We start from the raw sequence: 19,933 nt of genomic DNA, 5'->3' as shown, positions 1-19,933 counted from the left end.
ATAACCCTATCCACCGGCGGCGAGCATGCACTGCAGTTGCAGCGATGCAGAATGCCGGTCTCGTCAGACCTCGTGGCCTGTGCGGTGAGTGGGTTGAGGCAAGTTCGGATGTAAATGGCCGAGACAAGGCGCTGCGACGAGTCATAGCGGGCTATGGCGAGGAGCAGCAACCCAGTATCGGGGCCATGGACGCCGAAATTGACCAACCGAACTACTAAACAGGCCACTAACCGGACCGAATCGCCGATGAACGCCCCGTCTCGCCTGAATGCCGGCGTCGCCAGTGCCGCGCAACCACCTGCCGGCGCCAGCCAGCGCTACTGCTACCAGCCGATCGACGATGTCGCGCAATGCGCAGTCGATCTTGCCGAGGAGTGCGCGCTGGCGATCGCCTACAACGGGCTGAGCCAGGCGGTGATGATGATCTCGCCGGCCGATCTGGAAGATTTCGTGGTTGGCTTCAGCCTGGCCAATGGCTTCGTCGAGTCGCTGGATGATATCTACGACATTCGCCTGCACGGCAGCGGCAGTGCGCGGCGCGCCGAATTGGACATCGCCAGCCGCGCGTTCTGGCGCCTCAAGCTGCAACGCCGCCAGCTACCCGGCAACAGCAGCTGCGGGCTCTGCGGGGTCGAAGCGCTAGAGCAGGCACTGCCGCGCCTGCCGGTCATGCCGGCAGCGCCACTGCCGCCCTCGCACTGGTTGCAGGACCTGCGTCAACGAATCGAAGCGTTTCAACCGCTGGGGCGCGACTGCGGGGCGGTGCACGCCGCATTGTTCATGGACGCCAACGGCGAGATCCGCCTGGGCCGCGAGGATATCGGGCGGCATAACGCGCTGGACAAGCTGATCGGTGCCATGGCCCGCTCCGGCTGTGCAGCGGCCGGTGGCCTGGCGATCGTCACCAGCCGCTGCAGCCTGGAGCTGGTGCAGAAAGTGCAGCGGGCCGGGATTCCAGCGCTGGTGAGCCTGTCTTCACCCACCGGCCTGGCCGCCCAGTGGGCGCAGCGACATAACCTCAACCTCATCCACCTGCCACAGCACAGCCCGCCGCGGGTCTACAGCCCTGCCGCAGCGGTGCGCGCGCAAGGCTGATGCTGATTCCGAGCGGTAAAGGCCCTGCGCGCAGACCGCACAATCGAGCTAAGACCATTCGAAACACCCGTTGTTCCTAAGCAAAATCAAATAGTTAGCAAACGCCAACCGGATCACGCATTTCACCGGATCGCTCTTGCCGCAAGCGCAGCGGCACGTGAGGATCGCGGCGCAATCCACATACGGGATCACTCCATGAAGTACGCCTCGATTTTCCTGTTGTCCACCAGTCTGCTCAGCGCTGCAGCCTTCGCCGGCAGCAACACCGAAGCCGCCGTCGGCGGCGCGCTTGGCGGTGCACTGGGTTCAGTGGTGGGAGAGCATCTGGGGGGCTCGACCGGCGCCACCATTGGTGCCGGCGTTGGCGGCGCGGCCGGCGGCATGGTCGGTGCGGACAAACGCAGCCGTACCGAAGCGGCCATTGGTGGTGGCCTCGGCGCGGCAGGCGGTAATGTCATCGGCCAGCAGGTCGGTGGCAGCACGGGTGGGCTGATCGGCGCAGCCGTGGGCGGCGGCGCTGGCGGCGCGATCGGCAATGCCTACGGCGACGATGATGATGACTACCGGCGTGACCGTCGCTACCGGGATGATCGCCGCTACTACGGCCATCCAGGCAAAGCCAAAGGTCATTACAAGCACAAACACAAGCATCACTGAGGGCCGCAGACGGCAGGCATTGCCGTCTCGCAGCGCCACCGCATCGCCCGGACCGGCCCAGCCGCTCCGGGCGATCTCGTTTTTACGGCTTCTGCTGTATGCGCCGAGCGGGTTAGCTCAAGGCTTCCAGCGCGGCGCGCAAGCGCCCGGGAATGGCGACGGGACGGTTGCTTGCGCGTTCGACGAAGACATGCACGAAGCGGCCCGCGGCGCAGGCCTCCTGCTCACCCTCGCGGAAGATAGCCAGCTCGTATTGCACCGACGAGTTGCCCAGCCTGGCCACCCGCAGGCCGACCTCGATGACGTCCGGATAAGCGATCGACGCAAAGTAGTCGCAGGCGGAGCTGACCACGAAACCGACGATCTCACCGCCCTGGATATCCAGCCCGCCCTGCTGGATCAGATAGTTGTTCACCGCGGTATCGAAGAAACCGTAATAGACGACGTTGTTCACGTGGCCATAGATATCGTTGTCGTGCCAGCGCGTGGTGATCGGCTGGAAATGCCGGTAATCGTGGCGCAGGTGCTTAGGTTGCTCAGGCATGGGTGGTTTCCGCGTGCAGTAGTAAAAAGGCGCTCAATACGCCGCCTGATAGATTGCCAGCGCATCGGCTTCGGTGACTTCGCGCGGGTTGTTGACCAGCAGGCGCTGCTGCAGCATCGCCTCCTTGGCCAGCTGCGGCAGCATCTCCTCCGGCACGCCGGCATCGCGCAGCCGGGTCGGCAGGCCAACGCGTGCGCTCATCTGCTCGAACTCCTCGATCAGCTGTTCGGCGTAGGTCGAAGGGTCGTCCGTGCGCAGTCGGTCGCCGAGGATGATCGGCGCCAGCTCGCCGTAATGCGTGGTCGCCGCGCTGACGTTGAATCGCAGCACCTGCGGCAGTACCAGCGCGTTCGACAGCCCGTGCGGGATATGGAAATTGCCACCCAGCGGATAGGCCAGGGCATGCACCGCCGCTACTGGCGCATTGGCGAACGCCTGCCCTGCCAGGCACGCGCCGAGCAGCATGGCCTGACGCGCCTCCCGGTTGCTGCCTTTGTGCACCGCCTCGTCGAGGTTCGCCGCCAGCAGGCGCAGCGCCTCGCGAGCCAACAGGTCGGACATGGGGTTTTTCTTGAGCGCGCTGGTATAGGCCTCGATGGCGTGCACCATGGCGTCGATGCCAGTCGCTGCGGTGACTGCAGGCGGCAGGCCAAGGGTGAGGTCGGCATCCAGCAATGCCAGATCGGGCAGCAACAGGGTCGATACCACACCCATCTTGGTCGTCTCGCCGGTGGTGATGATGGCGATCTGCGTGACTTCCGAGCCGGTGCCGGCGGTGGTCGGCACCTGAATAAGCGGCAGGCGCTGGCCCTTGGCATTGCCGACCCCGTAGATATCCTGCAGCGATTGGGCACAGGCCGGATGCGCCAGCAACGCCACCAGCTTGGCGACGTCCATGGAGCTGCCACCGCCGAAACCGATGATGAGATCGGCTCCCACTGCCCGAGCCTGCTCCACCGCCGTCATGACGATGTGTTCCGGCGGATCGGCGATGACCTGATCGTAGATCGCAACTGCCAAGCCTTCGCTTTCGAAGCCAGGCAAGACATCATTGAGCAGGCCGAAACGGGTGATGCCCGGATCGGTGACGACCAATACGGAACGCGCCCCGCGCTCCTTGCAGAGGCTAGCCAAACGGCGAGAAGAGCCGGGCTCACAGATCAATTGCGCGGTTGTGGCAAAGCTGAACGGATGCATGCTGCCTCCTGACTGTTTTTATTCGGCTTTGGCAAAGGCAGTCAACGTGAAAAAAGCGCCCTCACCCCAGCCCTCTCCCGGAGGGAGAGGGGGTAGTTCTGTGTTGTTGCCCAACCGCGGGGCCTGGCCCTCACTCGGTCGACCCCCTCTCCCCTTTGGGGAGAGGGTTGGGGTGAGGGGCTGTCGCACTCGCCCTTCCAACCTCACTCAAAACGCAAAATCCGTCTCCGGCAGCGCCATCAAACATTCGGCCCCACCCTGAATCGCTTCCCGATGCGCACTGGCCCGCGGCAGTACACGACGCAGATAGAAGTCCGCACTGGCTAGCTTGGCCTGATAGAACGCCTCTTCACCCGTACCCTGCTCCAACGCATCCTGCGCGCGCGCCGCGGACTGCAGCCACAGCCCGGCCAACAAGACATAGGCAGAGTACTGGAGGAAGTCCACCGACACCGCGCCGATCTCCTGTGGGTCGCGCCCGGTCGCCGCAATGATCTCGGCACTCAGCTCGCGCCATTCGCCGATACGTGCCTGCACCTTGCTGGCCAGAGCGTGCAGCGCCGGGCGATCGATCTGCCGGTCGCAAATCTCGCTGAATTCCGCCTGCAGCGCCGACAGTTCCGCGCCGCCGTCGCCGAGCAGCTTGCGGCGGATGTAATCCAGCGCCTGAATGCCGTTGGTGCCTTCATAGAGCTGGGTGATGCGGCTGTCGCGCATCAGCTGTTCCATGCCCCATTCGCGGATATAGCCGTGGCCGCCGTAGACCTGCACGCCGAGGCTCGCCACCTCCTGACCCATGTCGGTGAAGAACGCCTTGACGATGGGGATCAGCAGCGCAGCGCGCTTGCTCGCCGCCTTGCGGTAGCTCGGCTCGGGATGGCCATGCTCGAGGTCCAGCTGCCGGGCGCAGTAGGCCGCCAGCATGCGGCTGCCTTCGACCAGCGTCTTTTGCGTCAGCAGCATGCGGCGCACGTCGGGGTGCACGATGATCGGGTCGGCTGGCTTGTCCGGATGCTGCGCGCCTGCCAGCCCACGAGACTGCAGGCGCTCGCGGGCATAGGCCAGCGAGCCCTGATAAGCCTGTTCGGCAATGCCAAGCCCCTGCAGCCCGACCTGGAACCGTGCGTCGTTCATCATGGTGAACATGCATGCCAGGCCCTGGTTGGGCTCGCCAACGATCCAACCGGTGGCGTCATCGAAGTTCATCACGCAGGTAGCGGCGCCCTTGATGCCCATCTTGTGCTCGATGGCACCGCAGGACAGCGCGTTACGCTCGCCCGGCGTACCGTCAGCGCTGGCGATGAACTTGGGCACAAGCAACAGGCTGATGCCCTTCACGCCGGCCGGCGCATCCGGCAGGCGCGCCAGCACCAGGTGCACGATGTTCTCGCTCATGTCGTGCTCACCACCGGAGATGAAGATCTTGCTGCCGCTGACCTTGTAGCTGCCGTCCGCCTGGGGTTCGGCGCGGGTGCGCAACAGCGCCAGATCGGTGCCGGCCTGCGGTTCGGTCAGGCACATGGTGCCGCTCCAGCTGCCGCTGACCAGCTTCTCCAGATAGGCATCTTTCAACTCGTCGCTGCCGTGCTTGTACAGCGCGAGCACCGCACCTTCGGTCAGGCCGGAATAGATGCGGAAGGACAGTGAAGCGCCCATCAGCATCTCGTGGAAGTTGCAGGCCACCAGCTGTGGGAAGCCCTGGCCACCGTATTCGGTCGGCCCGGTCATGCTCGCCCAGCCGTTGTCGACGTACTGTCGATACGCCTCGACGAAGCCCTGTGGCGTGCGGACTTCGCCGTTTTCCAGGGTCACGCCCTCTTCGTCGCTGTTGCGATTGAGCGGCGCGATTTCGCCGCCGGTGTAGCGGGCGGCCTCTTCCAGTACGCCGTCGATCAGCTCGCGGTCCAGGCCGTTGCCCAGCAATTCACAATGGCCGGTGGCATCGAACAGTTCGTGCAACACGAAGCGCATGTCACGCAGCGGGGCCTTGTATTCCATGCTCAAGCCTCCTTCTTGTAATCGACGAAGCGGCCGCCGAGCGTCGCCAGGCTGTCGATCAGCTCGGCAGGCTTCCAGTGCTCGCCGTACTGCTCAGCCAGGGCGTTCAGGCGATCACGAATGGCCGGCAGGCCCTGACGATCGGCCCAGGTCATCGGCCCACCGACTTCGGCAGGAAAGCCGTAACCGTAGAGGTAGACGGTGTCGATATCGGCGCTGGACTCGGCCATGCCTTCCTCGAGGATCTTCGCGCCTTCGTTGACGAGTGCCAGCAGGCAGCGCTCGAGGATTTCCTCACTGCCAATCTCGCGACGCTCATAGCCGAGCCGCTCGGACTCACGCTGCACCAGCGCATCCACTTCAGGATCGTGCTCGGCCTGGCGGCTGCCCTCGGCATAGCGGTAGTAGCCCGTGCGCGATTTTTGGCCGAAGCGGCCCAGCTCGCAGAGACGATTGTCGACCTGCACCTCGGGCTCGTCCTGGCCCTTGCCGGACAATTCGCGGGCGCGCCATTCCAGGTCGATGCCCACCACGTCGTACATGCGGAACGGGCCCATGGCAAAACCGAAGCCCTGCAGCGCGGCGTCCACCTGATGCGGATAGGCGCCTTCGAGCAGCATCATCCGCGCCTCGCGCACGTAGGTGGCGAGCATGCGGTTGCCGATGAAGCCCGGGCAGTTTCCGGCGACCACACTGACCTTGCCCATACGCTTGCCGAGCGCGGTGGAGGCCTCAAGCACCGCTTTGGAAGTCTTCGCGCCGCGGACGATCTCCAGCAGCTTCATGATGTGCGCCGGGCTGAAGAAGTGCAGCCCCACCACCTGTTCCGGGCGGCCGGTGACAGCAGCGATGGCGTCGATATCCAGCGCGGAGGTATTGCTGGCAAGGATGCCGCTCGGCTTCACGATGCCATCCAACTCGCGGAAGATATTCTGCTTGAGCTCGAGGTTTTCGTAGACCGCCTCGATCACCAGATCCACATCGGCCAGCGCCTGGTAATCGGCCGCCTTGCTGACGCAGGCCCGGCGCGCCTGCGCCTGAGTCTCGTCGATCCGGCCCTGCCGCACGTTGTGCGCGTAGGTGTCGGCCACCACGCCCAGCGCCTGTTCCAGCATCTCGGGGTTGTTGTCCAGCCACAGCACCTGCACGCCGGCGTTGGCCAGGCTCATGACGATCCCGCGGCCCATGGTGCCCGCCCCGATCACGGCGGCGGTCTGGATATCGAAGCGGTCTTGGCTCATTGCAGCTGTCCTCGTTGCAAGGCTGGAAAAACTGGAGACCAACCATAGACGAAGACGCTACTATTTTTGAAATTTAGTCTTGTGATGTTTCGAATTCACCAAATGAATATCTACAACTTCGACCTCAACCTGCTCCGTGTGCTGGACGCCCTGCTGCGCGAGCGCAACGTCTCGCGGGCGGCGGAGCGGCTGTCGCTCAGCCAGCCGGCAGTCAGCAACGCGCTCAATCGCTTGCGTGAGTTGCTCGACGACCCGCTGCTGGTGCGTGCCGGCCGAGCCATGCAGCCGACACCAAGGGCGCTGGCACTGGAAGCACCGATCCGTCACGCGCTGCAGCAGATCGAGCACAGCCTGATTGCCGGCGAAGCCTTCGATCCGGCGCGCAGCCACCAGCGTTTCCGCATCGCCGTGACCGACTATGTGGAGCTGATCTGCATGCCCGCGCTGATGCGGCGGCTGGCCGAGCACGCACCCGGCATCCAGCTGGCGATCCAGCACCTGACGCCGACGCTGCCGGTCGAAGCGCTGGACAACGGCGAGGTCGACCTGGTGCTCGGGCGCTTTCTCGAAGTGCCGTCACGCTTTCACGTACGTCGCTGGGCCAGCGAGACGCTGCAGGTGGCGGCGCGGCGCGACCACCCGCTGCTGACGGCGGGGCTGGATCTGGATGCCTTTCTGCGCCTGCGCCACCTGTGGGTGCATGGTGGCCAGACCCGCGGCATGGTCGACCAGTGGCTGGAAGCCCAAGGGCTTGGACGCAAGGTTGTCTACACCACGCCGAACTACCTGCAGGCCGCGCATATCGTCGCCAGCAGCAACCTCGCTGCCGTACTGCCGACCCAGTTGGCGCGCTATTTCGCCACGCTGCTACCCCTGCAAACCTTCGATCTGCCGTTCGATCTCGGCACCTTCGCGCTGGATATCGTCAGCGTCGCACAGCGACAGAACGACTCGGCGCTGCAATGGCTGATCGAACAGATCGACGCCGTGGCGCCTGGCTGAGGCGCGAATCGAGCGCAACGAATCTCACGCCTGGCTAATATCCATTTGCTAGTATCTCCCAGCTTTTCCGTCGGGAATTTCCCGAAAGCAGGCGACTGCGGCCGGCTGCGCGGAACATCGCAGCAAGGTGGATATCTACTCTTGCTAATGCGCCATGGTGAACATGGACGATCAAATCAAATCCGGAGCTAGACCTATGGCGGCCCTGCTGCAACGTACCACCGACACCATCACTCGCAATCAGGCCGAACTGCTCAGCAGCTGGAAGTCCGACCTGCAGAATCTGGGCGGCTATCACAACGTCAAGCCCGAAGAACTGGCCCAGCAGACCGTCGACTTCATCCGTCAGCTGATCAGCGGAACGGCAGACGGCTCGGCCGATATCAACGGTCCGGCCTGGGACAGCATGCGCCTGTACCTGGAAAAACTCTCGCGCAGCCGCGCCCTGCTTGGCATGGATTCGCAACAGACCGCTGGTTTCATCTTCGCCATCAAGCGTCCGCTGATGACCCTGCTGCAGAGCGAATACGCCAACGAACCGGCAGTATTCGCCGAGCAGCTGTGGGCGGTATCCGAGCTGATCGACAGCCTCGGGCTTTACACCGTGCGCACCTTCCAGAAGTCCCGCGAAGAAGTGATCAAGCGTCAGCAGGAAGAGTTGCTGGAGCTGTCGACCCCGGTGGTCAAGCTGTGGGACGGCGTGCTCGCCCTGCCGATGATCGGCACCCTCGACTCGCAGCGCACCCAGGTGGTGATGGAGTCGCTGCTGCAGCGCATCGTCGATACCGGTTCGGAAATCGCCATCATCGATATCACCGGTGTGCCGACGGTCGACACCCTGGTCGCCCAACATCTGCTGAAGACGGTCACCGCGATTCGCCTGATGGGTGCCGACTGCATCATCAGCGGCGTGCGTCCACAGATCGCGCAGACCATCGTGCACCTGGGCCTGGACCTGCAAGGCATCGTCACCAAGGCCAGCCTGGCCGACGCCCTGGCCCTGGCCCTGCGCCGTTCCGGCCTCACCGTGACGAAGGCCGTCTAATGGATCGCATACCCATTCTGCGGATGGGCGAGTTTCTGCTCGTCACCATCCAGGTCGACATGCACGACCAACTGGCGATGACCCTGCAGGACGACCTGGCCGAACGCATCAGCGCGACGTCGGCAAAGGCCGTGCTGATCGATATCTCCGCACTGGACATGGTCGACTCCTTCATCGGCCGCATGATCGGCACCATCTCCGGCCTGTCACGGATCATGGACGCCGAGACCGTAGTGGTCGGCATGCAGCCGGCCGTGGCCATCACCCTGGTCGAACTCGGTCTCGAACTGCCCGGCGTCAGCACCGCGCTGAACGTCGAGCGCGGCATGCAGCTGCTGCGCGCCCGCGTGGCCGCGCAATGATCGTGCGCAGCAGCGGCAGCCAGCCGGTGCGCCTCGAACAGGATGTCGTGCTGGCGCGGCAGACCGTGCGCAAGCTGACCCAGGAATGCGCCATGCGCCTGATCGACCAGACCAAGCTGGTCACGGCGGTCAGCGAGCTGGCGCGCAACACCGTGGTCTACGGCGGCGGTGGCGACATGGATTGGCAGCTGATCGAGGATGGCACGCGGGTCGGCGTGCGCCTGACCTTCCGCGACGAAGGCCCGGGCATCGCCGACATCAAGCTGGCCATGACCGACGGCTGGACATCCGGTAGCGGCCTCGGCCTGGGGCTGACCGGCGCCAAGCGGCTGGTTGACGAGTTCGAACTCGACAGCACGGTCGGCGCGGGCACCCGAATCACCATTACGCGGTGGACATGAACGTTCAGGGAAGCGTCACCCAGGTCCTGCTGATCGAAGACAACAGCCAGATCGGCCACGCCCGCCGGGTCGCCCAGCGGCTGGCCGAACAGCACGACTTCGACACCACCGATGCCGGGCGCGCCGCCCTGCTCGCCACCGAGCTGGGCAGTAACCTGCTCAAGCACGCCGGGCGCGGCGAACTGCACCTTCGCGTAATTCCTGGACGAGAGGGGCGCGGCGTCGAAATCATCGCGGTCGACCGCGGACCGGGCTTCGACCTTGATCAATGCCTGACCGACGGATTTTCCACCCGCGGCACCCAGGGCATCGGGCTCGGCGCGCTGGCGCGTCAGGCCCAGGTGTTCGATGCCTATTCCGATACCCGCGGCTCGGTGGTGCTGGCGCAGCTGTTTCCTCGCGGCGCGCAGCCGCCGCCGTGGCGCTACGGCGTCAGTCAGCATCCCTATCCAGGCGAAACAGCCTGTGGCGACGCCTGGCAGCTGGCCTTCGATGGGCAGCGCTGCAGTGCCCTGGTCATCGATGGCATCGGCCATGGCGAGCTTGCCCAGCAGGCCGCGCTGGCAGGTGCGGTGGCGTTTGCAGAATCCCCACTGGATTCCCCCTTCGCCCTGTTCAGCAACATGCACCAGGCGATGAACGGCACTCGCGGCGGCGCCGCAGCCATCGCGCACTTCGACGGCCAGCGTCAGACGCTGGATTTCGCCGGCATCGGCAATATCGGCGCCAGCCTGATCGCTAGCGAGGGCTCGCGTGGCCTGGCCTCGCATCCCGGCATCGTCGGCGTGCGCTTTCGCAAGGCGCATGTCTTCGACTACCCGCTGGGCGAGGCGCGGCTCCTGGTGCTCTACAGCGATGGCCTGCAAACACGCTGGAATCTGCGCGACTACCCCGGTCTCGTTCACCGTCACCCGGCCATCATTGCCGCACTGCTGCATCGCGACTTCTGCCGCGGTCGCGACGACGTGACCGTGCTGGCACTCAATCTGGAGGCTCCCCGTGGCTGATCCGACGTCCCCCGAGACCGGCGACGCCGGCCAGCTCGAACAGCTGCGCCGGGCGAATGAATCGCTGCGCGCCGAACTGGAAGAAACCAATCAGGGTGTACTGGCGCTGTATGCCGAGCTGGACACCCAGGCCGAGCAGCTGCGCCAGGCCTCGGACCTGAAGAGTCGCTTTCTGTCGTACATGAGCCACGAGTTCCGTACGCCGCTGGGCTCGATCCTCAGCATCACCCGCCTGCTCAGCGACGAACTGGACGGCCCGTTGAGCCCGGAACAGCACACGCAGGTGCGTTTCGTCAGCTCGGCCGCCAGCGAGCTGAGCGAAATGGTCGATGATCTGCTCGACCTGGCCAAGATCGAAGCCGGCCGCGTCAGCATTTCCCCGGCCTGGTTCGACATGCTCGACTTGTTCTCGGCGTTGCGCGGCATGTTCCGCCCCATCGTCGAGGGCTCGCCGATCGACCTCATCTTCGAAGAGCCCGAAGGCATTCCGCGGCTCTATACCGATGACAAGAAGCTGGCGCAGATCCTGCGCAACTTCATCTCCAACGCGGTGAAGTTCACGCCTCAGGGGGTGGTGCGCGTGTCGGCACGGATGGAAAACCCGCAGCAGGTCCGCTTCGCCGTCAGCGACACCGGTATCGGCATTGCCCCCGAGCTGCACGACCGGCTTTTCGAAGATTTCGCCCAGGTCGACTCACCGCTGCAGAAGCGCCTGCGCGGAACCGGCCTCGGCCTGGCGTTATGCAAGCGTTTCGCCGAACTGCTCGGCGGCCGTGTCGGTGTGGAAAGCGAACCAGGCAAGGGCTCAGAGTTCTATGTAGTTCTGCCTCTGGCGATTGATACGGAGCCTTCCGATGGAGCGTGACAGCCGTCTGTTGATCGTCGACGACAACGTGCCGACGCGCTATGCGATGCGCCGGGTACTGGAACGCCATGGCTATCAGGTGCTGGAAGCCGGCACCGGCAGCGAAGGCCTGGAACTGGTGGCCAACGCCGCGCCGGATGCGCTGATCCTCGACGTCAACCTGCCGGACATGAGCGGCTTCGACATCGCCCGCCAGCTGCGCGCCGATGCGAACACCGCCCTGCTGCCGCTGATTCACGTGTCCGCCGCCTCCATCGAGACCAACGACATCATCACCGGCCTCGATGCCGGCGGCGATGCCTACCTGATCCACCCGGTCGATCCCGACGTGCTGCTGGCGACGCTGCGCACCCTGCTGCGGGTGCGCGATACCGAGCGCGCACTGCGTGACAGCGAGGCGCGCTTCCGGGAAATCTTCTTCCATGTCGCCGCGCCCATCGCGGTGCTCGACGCCGAGTTGCAGCTGCACGAGTGCAATCACGCGTTCGAACTGCTGATTGGCGGTGCCAGCCCGGCTTCGCCCCTGTCGCAAAGCGTCGCCGCCGGGCAGGAGACGATTCTCGCCGAGCTGAGCGCACATCTTCAGGCCGGCGAGCGCTGGCATACGCCGCTGCAAATGCAGGTCAACGGCGAGACCCGCGAGACCGAGTGGCAGATTTCCCCGTACCGCGCACAGGGCCTGGGCCTGGTGTTCGTTGAGGACGTAACCGAACAGCGTCTGCGTGAACGCGCACAGCGCCAGGAAATCGCGACTACCACCAGTCAGCTCGCCCACGAGGTCGCCGAGCGAGCGCGCACCGAAGAGCAGCTGCTGCAGGCGCAGAAGATGGACGCCCTGGGCAAACTCACTGGCGGTATCGCCCACGACTTCAACAACCTGCTCACCGGCATCATCACCGGCATCGAGCTGATGAAGCAGCGCATCATCGAAGGCCGCGCCGACAGCGTGCTGCGCTTTGCCGATGCCTCGCTCAGCTCGGCGCGCAGTGCAGCGTCGCTGACCAATCGCCTGCTGGCATTCGCTCGCAAACAGCCGCTGGATGCGCGGGCGCTGGATATCAACGAACGCATTCGCTCGCTGCAAGACCTGCTGCGGCGCACCATCGGCGAACGCATCACGCTGACCTTCGACTTCACCGCCGAGCCCGCGGTGGCGCGCGTGGACGTCAGCCAGTTCGAGAGCGCCCTGCTCAATCTGGTGATCAACGCCCGCGATGCGTTGCCCGAAGGCGGGCATATCCGCATCAGTACGTTCCCTTCGGATGGCGGCCAGAAGGCGGAACTCGCGCCAGGGCGCTACATCGGGCTGTGCGTGAGCGATGACGGAACGGGTATCGATCCCGGCGTGCTGGACAAGGTCTTCGATCCCTTTTTTACCACCAAGCCGCAGGGCCGCGGCACAGGGCTGGGGCTATCGAGCATCTACGGGTTTGCCCTGCAGTCGGGTGGCGATGCGAGCATTCGCAGCACGCTCGGCGCCGGAACCGAAGTCACCCTCCTGCTGCCCGCCGCCAACGGCGAACAGGCAGCGACGCCCGCCGCAGCGCCGGATAGTTCGATGCGGCTGGTCGGCCACGAGCACGTGCTGGTGGTGGAAGACATGCCCAGCGTGCGCATGCTGATCGCCGAGACGCTGATCGAAGCCGGCTACCGCTGCAGCCAGGCGGGAGACGTGGAAACCGCCCAGTCTCTGCTCGAGGCCGACCCGTCAATTGACCTGCTGCTGACCGATGTCGGGCTACCCCGTCTTTCCGGTCGCCAGCTGGCCGAATGGGCACGCCGCGAGCGCCCGACATTGCCGGTGGTGCTGATGACCGGCTATGCGGAGAGCGCATCCAGTCGCGAGGGCTTTGTCGATGAGCGCATGGAGCTGGTACTCAAGCCGTTCGAAGGTGCAGACCTGTTGATCAAGATCCGCGGCCTCCTCGACGAAGCCTGATGTTGCCGATCGGCTATCCACCGCCGCTTAAAAATCACCGATCTGCGCTTGATGCGCATGGCGCGGGCAACAAAAAACCCGCCGAAGCGGGTTCTTTCTGACCTATCCGAATCCTTCCGGCTGCCTTCCTGGCGATGGTCGATCATCCTGATCCTGAGCACGTCCTGCGCTTCAGAATGGGCATAGATTAATCATCAGGCCGCAGGCAATGAAGAGCCAAAAACCGGGATTCTTGTAAGCCTTTCGCTATAGCTAAAACGAACGTGTCGTTTCACTGTCGCGCTTACCAGCCTGGAGGGACAGAAGGCCGCCTTTGCGCGGCCACGCACCCCCGCTGCTTTGTCGGCAAGCAATGCTCCCGCTACAAATTATTAGCGTGGAACTTTTGTTGAATTATTTCTCTTGCCTCCATAGGCTCATACAATATTGATAATTAACAACTAGTTAAACCCTAAATATTCGAGTTCGCGAGCTTACTTAAAGAGGCCAATTTATTTAAATTGCAAATAAAAGCTGTACATATACTTAAATCTACGTATATTCGCCCCCACTGCTTCGCAATTAACACTTCGACACCCGGCATGATGTTTCTCTGTTTCATCTCCTCGGTTCGTTTTGCTTCTCGCTTCTCAGTCTCGGCACCGAATGCTTCAGTGCTGCAGCCTTAAAACACCTTGGGAGATACTCATGTCTACTCGTCAAAATGGCACAGTCAAATGGTTCAACGATGAAAAAGGTTTCGGCTTTATTACGCCGACCGATGGCAGCGAAGATCTGTTCGTTCATTATCGTTCAATCGAAAGCACAGGCTTCAAAAGCCTGAGCGAAGGCCAAGCGGTCTCTTTCATGGCTACCAAAGGCCAGAAAGGGATGCAGGCTGATCAGGTTCAAGTCTCCTAAGACGCCTGATACAAAAAAGCCCCGCTTCGGCGGGGCTTTTTTTCGTCCGTAATATCTGACGCAACGGCTTTTCCCATGATCGGAAAATAATGGTGCTAGTTCTGAATGTCGCAAATAGGCGCGGTCGACGTTCAGCACCAGCGGCATATGAATTCCTCAGAAAAGCAAAAACCCGCCGAAGCGGGTTTTTTCTGACCTTTCCGAATTCCCTTCGATTGCCGTCCTGGCGATGGTCGATCTTCCTGATCCTGAGCGCGTCCTGCGCTTCAGAGTGGGTGTAGATTAATTACACGCCGTGGACGGTAAAAGGGTCGAACGCCGCAGCCTCTTGTAAGCCTTTTGCTATAGCTGCAGGAGCCGGGGAACTTTCAGACCCAAGGAACGCCTCGCAGTCGCCCTGAAAGGCCCGACGTAGAGCCATCCTGAGCAAGCGATGCATCGTAATCGACGGTGCATCGCTGCGACGAGATCCAAAACGCGCGAAACCTGTCCAGCAGACGTATTAGTCCTTCGACAGGTCAACCAGCGGCTCGTCACGAATTTCAGTGTCGCGACCGGCCTGTACCGCTTCGATCCGTTTGCGCGCGGCGTCGACTGCGGCGCTATTGACCAGCAGCTCGTAACTCACGCGAAAATGCTTCTGCTCACCTGGCTCAATCTTCGGCACCAATCCCAACGGCCGTTGATAGCGGCGGTTGTAGGAAAAGCTGGTACCCGGTTCGAGGCCGGTCACGTAGCCCTGCTTCTCGGTATCGGTGTTCTTCCACAGCGAGAACACCGGTAGCTCGGCAGTATTGAAGCCGGCACTGACGCCGAGATTGCCGGCGCGGTTGTGCAGCATGGTCAGGGTCTGGCCCTGTTCGTCCGCATAGGGCACCACGTTGAACACCGTCTCGTCGTAGTCCCTGGTTGGGCCGCGATAGCGCTGCCAGTCGCTCAGCTCCTTCGCCGCGCGGGGGTTGAACGGTGAGACCTGCTTGACCGGCGCCACGAAGCGCGCGCCCTCCTCCAGCAGCGGCGTGCCGAAATTGGTGTGGTACAGCACCTGGTATTCCTTGGCGTAGTCGCCCTGATTGGTCAGCGTGTCGTGCAACGAGAATCCGGTGCGGCCGGGCTCTGTGCTGAGCTCGGTGAGGATTGCGAAGTCGAGTTTCTTGAAGGCCTTCTCCTGCAGCTCGCCACGCAAGCGAATGGCATAGGGCGGCTTCTCGTCGATCTGCAGCACCACCCGCGAGGCCGGAATGTTCGCCGCACGGCCATGCAGCGTGAGCAGTTCGCCATTGTCTTCGCCGGGGTGGCCGACCCACTCGAAGCCGCAACGGGTGACCAGTTCATTGAAGCCCTCGAGCCAGCCCAGCCCGCCGCGCCCGTTGAGCTCGATAAAGGCCGGGTTAACCACTTCATCCACCGGCGAATCCCAGCCCAGGCGTACCTCGCCGGCCACCGCTTCCAGCACGTTCATGCCGCGCGTGGGCACAACGGTCATGCGCATGCTGCCGTTGTCGATCTCAATCAGGCTGACGCCTTCCTGCCGGCCGCCATGCAAGGTACGCATGCTGACCGAAAATGGCGTCGGCGCGTCGATGCCCAGCTCTTCGCTGGTGATGCGCCAGTTCTTCGCCGGTTTGTCGTGGTCGATCAGCACCTGTTCCCAGGCCATGGCAGGGGTGGCCAGGCAGATGCCCAGGCCGAGGAGAAGCTGCAAACGGGTCATGGGGGTTCCCTTTGTTGTTATGACTCCTGCTCAAGGTAGCTGAAACGTTTCATCTGGCAAGCCAAAGCGGTTGCCGAATGACTGAAGGGAGGCGGAACGCAGCTGGACGGAGTGCTCTAGCTTGGCTTCAGCCCTTGCTGTAGCGACTCGACTGCCAGTAGCCGGTGAGCAGCGGCAGTGCGGGGCCAAGCCAGCCGCGCTGACGAAGTTGCCGGGCGATCAGCGCATTCATGATCTTGTGCCCCATCAGCAACACGCTTTCATTGGCCTCGGCCAGCTCGATCAACCGATCGGCCGCTGCGCTGGCACGCCTGGTGGATTCGCGGATGTGCTCGGTATGGCTGGCGAAGCCGAGAAACCAGGCGGTGCGAAACGCCAGGCGCCAGAAGCGCGACGGCAACAGCGGCAGGCCCCACTCGGGATACGGCAGGTGCGGCTCGACGAACAGCGGATCAGGCAGTTCACAGCAGTCGCATTCCAGATGCGAGCGCGATTCGATGCAGCGCTGCAGGGAGCTGCAGACCACGATGCCAACCGAGCCTGCCAGCGCGACCAGACTGTCCGGGCGCTCGGCGGCGACGACCTCCGCAGCGTTGTAGCGCTCGACCCAAGTTTTCATGCCAACCGGCGTGCTCCAGCGCGCTGCGCCGTGGTCGGGTCTACCGTGCCGCACGAGGATGATCTGCATCTGGCTACCGGATACACGGGCCCGGCCGCCAAGGCGCATGCCTGGCAGCAGGGGGATAGAAAGAGAATGAAGCGGGTGGAAACGCCCCGGCACGCGGCCGGGGCGACGGGGTCACTTGTCGAGCTCGTCCTGCTTTTCCAGGAATTCCTCTTCGAGCATCGCATCCTTGACGGCCTGAGGCTGCTCGTCGAGCAGCGGATCATTCAACTCGCCGCTGGACAGTACGCGGGTGTCCAGCTTGCCCATCAGATGCTCCAGCGCGTGCTGCATCTTGTCCGCCGCGCCATCGACCGCCAGCTGCAGCGACTCGGCCTTGTGCGTCACCGACACCGCCTGATGCCCCTTGGGCCGCGCCTCGATCTGGCAACGCTTGTCATCGGCGCCGGCCTTCTGCGCGTTTTCATCGCTGACATGGACTTCCACTCGGGTGAGGAAGTCGTCGAAACGCTCGAGCCGATCCTCAACGGTCGTACCGACCCACTCGTGCAGCTCGACGCTGCCAGGGATGTGGTTGCTATTGACCTGCACTTGCATACGACTACTCCTGATAGATGACGTACCTACTAGAGTTCGAGGCGCGCGCGTCGGCGAGGTTCAGCTGCTTCGTCCGGTTGCCGACCGAGGCGGCTCATCCGGCTTGGCGCCAGCGCGGTCGGCCCGTCCGCCGATAAACCAGCCCACCAAGCCCCAGACCGCCGCGCACACGGCGCCGACCAGGGCGATCAGCCAGACGCCCTGACCGAGACTGTCGAGCAGGCTCTTGGCCCAGCCGCTCAGGGCATCGCCGCCGCGGTAGACCACGGTGTCGATGAAGTTCTTCGCCTTGTACTTGCTCTCGGCATCCAGCGGCGCGAAGAGCATCTCGCGGCCCGGGCGGACGAAGGCGTATTCGCCGACGCGACGCACGATCATCACGGCGGCCAGCACGGCAAAGGTCGGCGCCAGGGCCAGGCCGATGAAGCCCACGCAAACCAGTGCCGGCACCGCGGCGAGCAGAATCCGCACGCCGAGCCGCTGCGCGATGCGACCGGTGATGAACAGCTGAGATAACAGCGCCCCCGCCTGCACCACAAAATCGATCGCACCGAACACCCGCACCTGCTCGGCACGATCCGGAAACAGCTCGGCGACCAGCCTTGCCTGTTCGAAGTAGAGAAAGGTGCTGGCGGTCGTCAGCAGCAGCACGAACGCCGCGATGCCGAGCAGATAGCCCGAGCCCAGCACCCGCGTCAGGCCACTGAATGGATTGCCCGCTACCGGGCGCCGTGGACTTTCGGCATGTTCGGCGCCGGGACGGCCGGCACCCCGTTCCTCGCGCCAGACCATCAGGTAGTGCTTGAGCGCGACCGCCGCGACCAGCAGAAGCGCCGCCAGCAGCATCAGCCCGAACTGACCGAGCACGCCGACCAACAGCGCGCTCGTCGCCGGTCCGACCAGCCCGCCCACGCTGGCACCAGCAGCGATGAAGGCGAACAGCCGGCGCGCCTGTGGCGCGTCGAACACATCGGCCATCAGGCTCCAGGCGACCGAGACCACAAACAGGTTGTAGACCGAGATCCACACATAGAACACCCGCGCCAGCCAGACGCTGTCTCCGAGCAGGAAGAACAGCCCCGCGAACACGAGCAGGTTGACGCAGAAAAAGCCGTACACCCAGTCGATGTAATGGATGCGCGCGACCCGCGAGTTGAGCCAGGCGAACAGTGGCACCGCCACCAGCATGGCGATGAAGGTCGCGGTAAACAGCCACTGCAGGTTCTCGACGCCGCCCTGAATGCCCATCGACTCGCGAATCGGCCGCAGCATGAAGTAGCCAGAGAACAGGCAGAGGAACAGGCTGAACCCGGCCAGCGCGGCACGCAGTTCCCCGGGGTGGGCATTGATCAGCGCGGCCCCGCGAGCGGCTAGCGAAGTCGGCATTCGGCGCTCAGCGGAAGGCGTCGACGACCATCTGCCGCTGTCGCGCATCCGGCAGCCGCCCCTGGCCGGCGAGCAGGTTGTCGGCCATGTAGCGCGGGTTGGAAGTCGCCGGTATGACCGCAGTTACAGCCGGCTCGGCAAGGATGAACTTGAGCAGCAGCTGCGCCCAGGAGCTGGCATCGATCTCCACCGCCCAGGCCGGCAGCGGCTTGTCCTTGACCCTGGACAGCAGGTTGCCACGGGTAAACGGCCGGTTGATCAGCGTGGCGATGCCGTGGTCGGCGCAGTACGGCAGCAGCTGCTTCTCGGCGTTGCGCTCGCCCACCGAATAGTTGAACTGCACGAAGTCGACCTTCTCCTGCTTCAGCGTCTCCAGCAGGCGGTCGTGGGCCGACTCCAGATAGTGGGTCACGCCGATGTAGCGCACCCGCCCCTCCTGCTTGAGTTCGCGCAGCAGGCCGAGCTGGGTGCGGGTGTCCTGCAGGTTGTGCACCTGGATCAGGTCGATGGTGTCGGTCTGCAGCGCCTTGAAGCTCGCTTCAATCTGCGCCATGCCGCGTTCGCGACCGCTGGAGGATACCTTGCTGGCGAGGAAGACCTTGTCGCGCTGGCCGTGGCGCTCGACCAGCTCACCGACGACGCGCTCGGCATTGCCGTAGCTCGGTGCGGTATCGATCAGCGATGCGCCGCCATCGACCAGCACGCGCAGCACCTCGAGCAGCCGCGTCATCTCGGGATCGTCCAGGGCCACGTCATGGGTGCGTGACGTGCCGAGGCCGATGACGGGTAGCATCTCGCCGGTGGAAGGAATCTCGCGTCGACGCAGCACCTCGGCTGCCCGCACCAGCGACGGCAACAGCGGACCGAGCGCCAGCATCGCTGCGGCCACGGCTGTACGTTGAATGATCTGGCGGCGCGTCGGCATGGGTGGGGTCTCCGGTCGTTTGCGGTATCGACCTCTGAGTATGGTCGAGCCATCCCGCGATACCGGCCCGGCGACGTACGGAGCTTTTCCTGATGTTTCAGAGCGACGCAAGGCGTAAGGAAGCGACGCCACGGTGGTGGCAATATGCCTTTATTTGCGCTTTACTGCGCCGCTTCCGATGCCTGCTGCGTTGACGGCGGGTAGATAACTGTCGAGCCGAGCATGTCCTGCAACCTACCCCAGTCGCGCCAGCCGAGCCCCGGCGGCAAAGCACCTGCCGCGTCGCGCCCGCCCCGTGCACGCTCCAGGCTGAGCAGTCTCTGCTATGCCGCAGGACTGCTGTTGGTGTTCATTCTCAGCCTGCTTCTGCTGCCGAACGACAGCGGCCTGGGCCGGCTGCTGTGGGGCGCGCTGTAAGACAGCGCCCAGATAT

General features: G+C 63.8%; 20 protein-coding genes. 11 read left to right on the top strand and 9 right to left on the bottom strand.

The window, feature by feature from the left end:
• The first annotated feature begins 246 nt into the window (after positions 1 to 246).
• A complete protein-coding gene (fdhD, locus tag RT582_RS00295; protein WP_014821937.1) occupies positions 247 to 1,095 on the top strand; it encodes a formate dehydrogenase accessory sulfurtransferase FdhD in 849 nt (282 codons plus the stop codon).
• A 195-nt stretch (positions 1,096 to 1,290) separates the two neighbouring features.
• A complete protein-coding gene (locus tag RT582_RS00290; RefSeq protein ID WP_003303059.1) occupies positions 1,291 to 1,752 on the top strand; it encodes a YMGG-like glycine zipper-containing protein in 462 nt (153 codons plus the stop codon).
• Positions 1,753 to 1,864: 112 nt separating this feature from the next.
• Here RT582_RS00290 and RT582_RS00285 read toward each other — a convergent pair whose 3' ends face one another.
• From RT582_RS00285 to RT582_RS00270, 4 genes are all read right to left on the bottom strand, one after another.
• The gene (locus RT582_RS00285; RefSeq protein ID WP_014821938.1) at positions 1,865 to 2,296 is read right to left on the bottom strand and encodes an acyl-CoA thioesterase; all 432 of its coding nucleotides are present in this window, start codon (positions 2,294 to 2,296) and stop codon (positions 1,865 to 1,867) included.
• 33 nt (positions 2,297 to 2,329) lie between these two features.
• The gene (locus RT582_RS00280; protein ID WP_014821939.1) at positions 2,330 to 3,493 is read right to left on the bottom strand and encodes an iron-containing alcohol dehydrogenase; all 1,164 of its coding nucleotides are present in this window, start codon (positions 3,491 to 3,493) and stop codon (positions 2,330 to 2,332) included.
• A 207-nt stretch (positions 3,494 to 3,700) separates the two neighbouring features.
• On the bottom strand, positions 3,701 to 5,491 hold the full coding sequence (locus RT582_RS00275) for an acyl-CoA dehydrogenase C-terminal domain-containing protein (protein ID WP_014821940.1): 1,791 nt from the start codon (positions 5,489 to 5,491) through the stop codon (positions 3,701 to 3,703).
• Positions 5,492 to 5,493: 2 nt separating this feature from the next.
• On the bottom strand, positions 5,494 to 6,732 hold the full coding sequence (locus RT582_RS00270) for a 3-hydroxyacyl-CoA dehydrogenase (protein ID WP_313476110.1): 1,239 nt from the start codon (positions 6,730 to 6,732) through the stop codon (positions 5,494 to 5,496).
• A 102-nt stretch (positions 6,733 to 6,834) separates the two neighbouring features.
• On the opposite strand from RT582_RS00270, the gene RT582_RS00265 reads away from it, so the two are divergent.
• The 8 genes from RT582_RS00265 (at position 6,835) to RT582_RS00230 (ending at position 14,253) form a co-directional block, all read left to right on the top strand.
• Entirely contained in the window at positions 6,835 to 7,734 is a 900-nt protein-coding gene (locus RT582_RS00265) for a LysR family transcriptional regulator (RefSeq protein ID WP_313476108.1), read from the top strand.
• A gap of 196 nt (positions 7,735 to 7,930) precedes the next feature.
• The gene (locus RT582_RS00260; protein ID WP_014821943.1) at positions 7,931 to 8,779 is read left to right on the top strand and encodes an STAS domain-containing protein; all 849 of its coding nucleotides are present in this window, start codon (positions 7,931 to 7,933) and stop codon (positions 8,777 to 8,779) included.
• Entirely contained in the window at positions 8,779 to 9,141 is a 363-nt protein-coding gene (locus RT582_RS00255) for an STAS domain-containing protein (RefSeq protein ID WP_041015300.1), read from the top strand. Before RT582_RS00260 ends, RT582_RS00255 begins: the two co-directional genes overlap by 1 nt.
• Positions 9,138 to 9,542: an ATP-binding protein gene (locus RT582_RS00250; RefSeq protein ID WP_003281109.1), complete on the top strand. Its 405-nt coding sequence runs from the start codon at positions 9,138 to 9,140 to the stop codon at positions 9,540 to 9,542. Before RT582_RS00255 ends, RT582_RS00250 begins: the two co-directional genes overlap by 4 nt.
• Positions 9,539 to 10,549, top strand: coding sequence for an ATP-binding protein (locus RT582_RS00245; protein ID WP_312916801.1), 1,011 nt, complete (start codon positions 9,539 to 9,541; stop codon positions 10,547 to 10,549). The genes RT582_RS00250 and RT582_RS00245 overlap by 4 nt, the downstream gene beginning before the upstream one ends.
• Positions 10,542 to 11,414 carry a sensor histidine kinase gene (locus tag RT582_RS00240; RefSeq protein WP_014821947.1) on the top strand — a complete coding sequence of 291 codons (873 nt, stop codon included), beginning with the start codon at positions 10,542 to 10,544 and terminating at the stop codon, positions 11,412 to 11,414. The genes RT582_RS00245 and RT582_RS00240 overlap by 8 nt, the downstream gene beginning before the upstream one ends.
• Positions 11,404 to 13,353, top strand: coding sequence for a response regulator (locus RT582_RS00235; RefSeq protein WP_312916803.1), 1,950 nt, complete (start codon positions 11,404 to 11,406; stop codon positions 13,351 to 13,353). Before RT582_RS00240 ends, RT582_RS00235 begins: the two co-directional genes overlap by 11 nt.
• 687 nt (positions 13,354 to 14,040) lie before the next feature.
• On the top strand, positions 14,041 to 14,253 hold the full coding sequence (locus RT582_RS00230) for a cold-shock protein (protein WP_014821949.1): 213 nt from the start codon (positions 14,041 to 14,043) through the stop codon (positions 14,251 to 14,253).
• Positions 14,254 to 14,755: 502 nt separating this feature from the next.
• Here RT582_RS00230 and RT582_RS00225 read toward each other — a convergent pair.
• The 5 genes from RT582_RS00225 to RT582_RS00205 form a co-directional block, all read right to left on the bottom strand.
• On the bottom strand, positions 14,756 to 15,967 hold the full coding sequence (locus RT582_RS00225; protein ID WP_312726691.1) for an aldose 1-epimerase family protein: 1,212 nt from the start codon (positions 15,965 to 15,967) through the stop codon (positions 14,756 to 14,758).
• A 127-nt stretch (positions 15,968 to 16,094) separates the two neighbouring features.
• On the bottom strand, positions 16,095 to 16,655 hold the full coding sequence (locus tag RT582_RS00220) for a fructose-2,6-bisphosphatase (protein ID WP_278361996.1): 561 nt from the start codon (positions 16,653 to 16,655) through the stop codon (positions 16,095 to 16,097).
• Between the two features lie 111 nt (positions 16,656 to 16,766).
• The gene (locus RT582_RS00215) at positions 16,767 to 17,189 is read right to left on the bottom strand and encodes an HPF/RaiA family ribosome-associated protein (RefSeq protein WP_014821952.1); all 423 of its coding nucleotides are present in this window, start codon (positions 17,187 to 17,189) and stop codon (positions 16,767 to 16,769) included.
• A 60-nt stretch (positions 17,190 to 17,249) separates the two neighbouring features.
• Positions 17,250 to 18,575, bottom strand: coding sequence for an NTP/NDP exchange transporter (locus tag RT582_RS00210; RefSeq protein ID WP_312916806.1), 1,326 nt, complete (start codon positions 18,573 to 18,575; stop codon positions 17,250 to 17,252).
• Between the two features lie 7 nt (positions 18,576 to 18,582).
• Positions 18,583 to 19,500, bottom strand: a complete 918-nt coding sequence (locus RT582_RS00205) for an aldo/keto reductase (RefSeq protein ID WP_313476103.1) — start codon at positions 19,498 to 19,500, stop codon at positions 18,583 to 18,585.
• Between the two features lie 222 nt (positions 19,501 to 19,722).
• Here RT582_RS00205 and RT582_RS00200 point away from each other — a divergent pair, with 222 nt between their 5' ends.
• Complete coding sequence (locus tag RT582_RS00200; RefSeq protein ID WP_017244744.1) at positions 19,723 to 19,917, top strand: hypothetical protein; 195 nt, start codon at positions 19,723 to 19,725, stop codon at positions 19,915 to 19,917.
• Positions 19,918 to 19,933: the final 16 nt, after the last annotated feature.

Source organism: Stutzerimonas kunmingensis, from assembly GCF_032106285.1.
Classification (GTDB): domain Bacteria; phylum Pseudomonadota; class Gammaproteobacteria; order Pseudomonadales; family Pseudomonadaceae; genus Stutzerimonas; species Stutzerimonas kunmingensis_B.
Note: the sequence above shows the minus strand (reverse complement) of the source record. Positions and strands in the feature narration are given on the sequence as shown.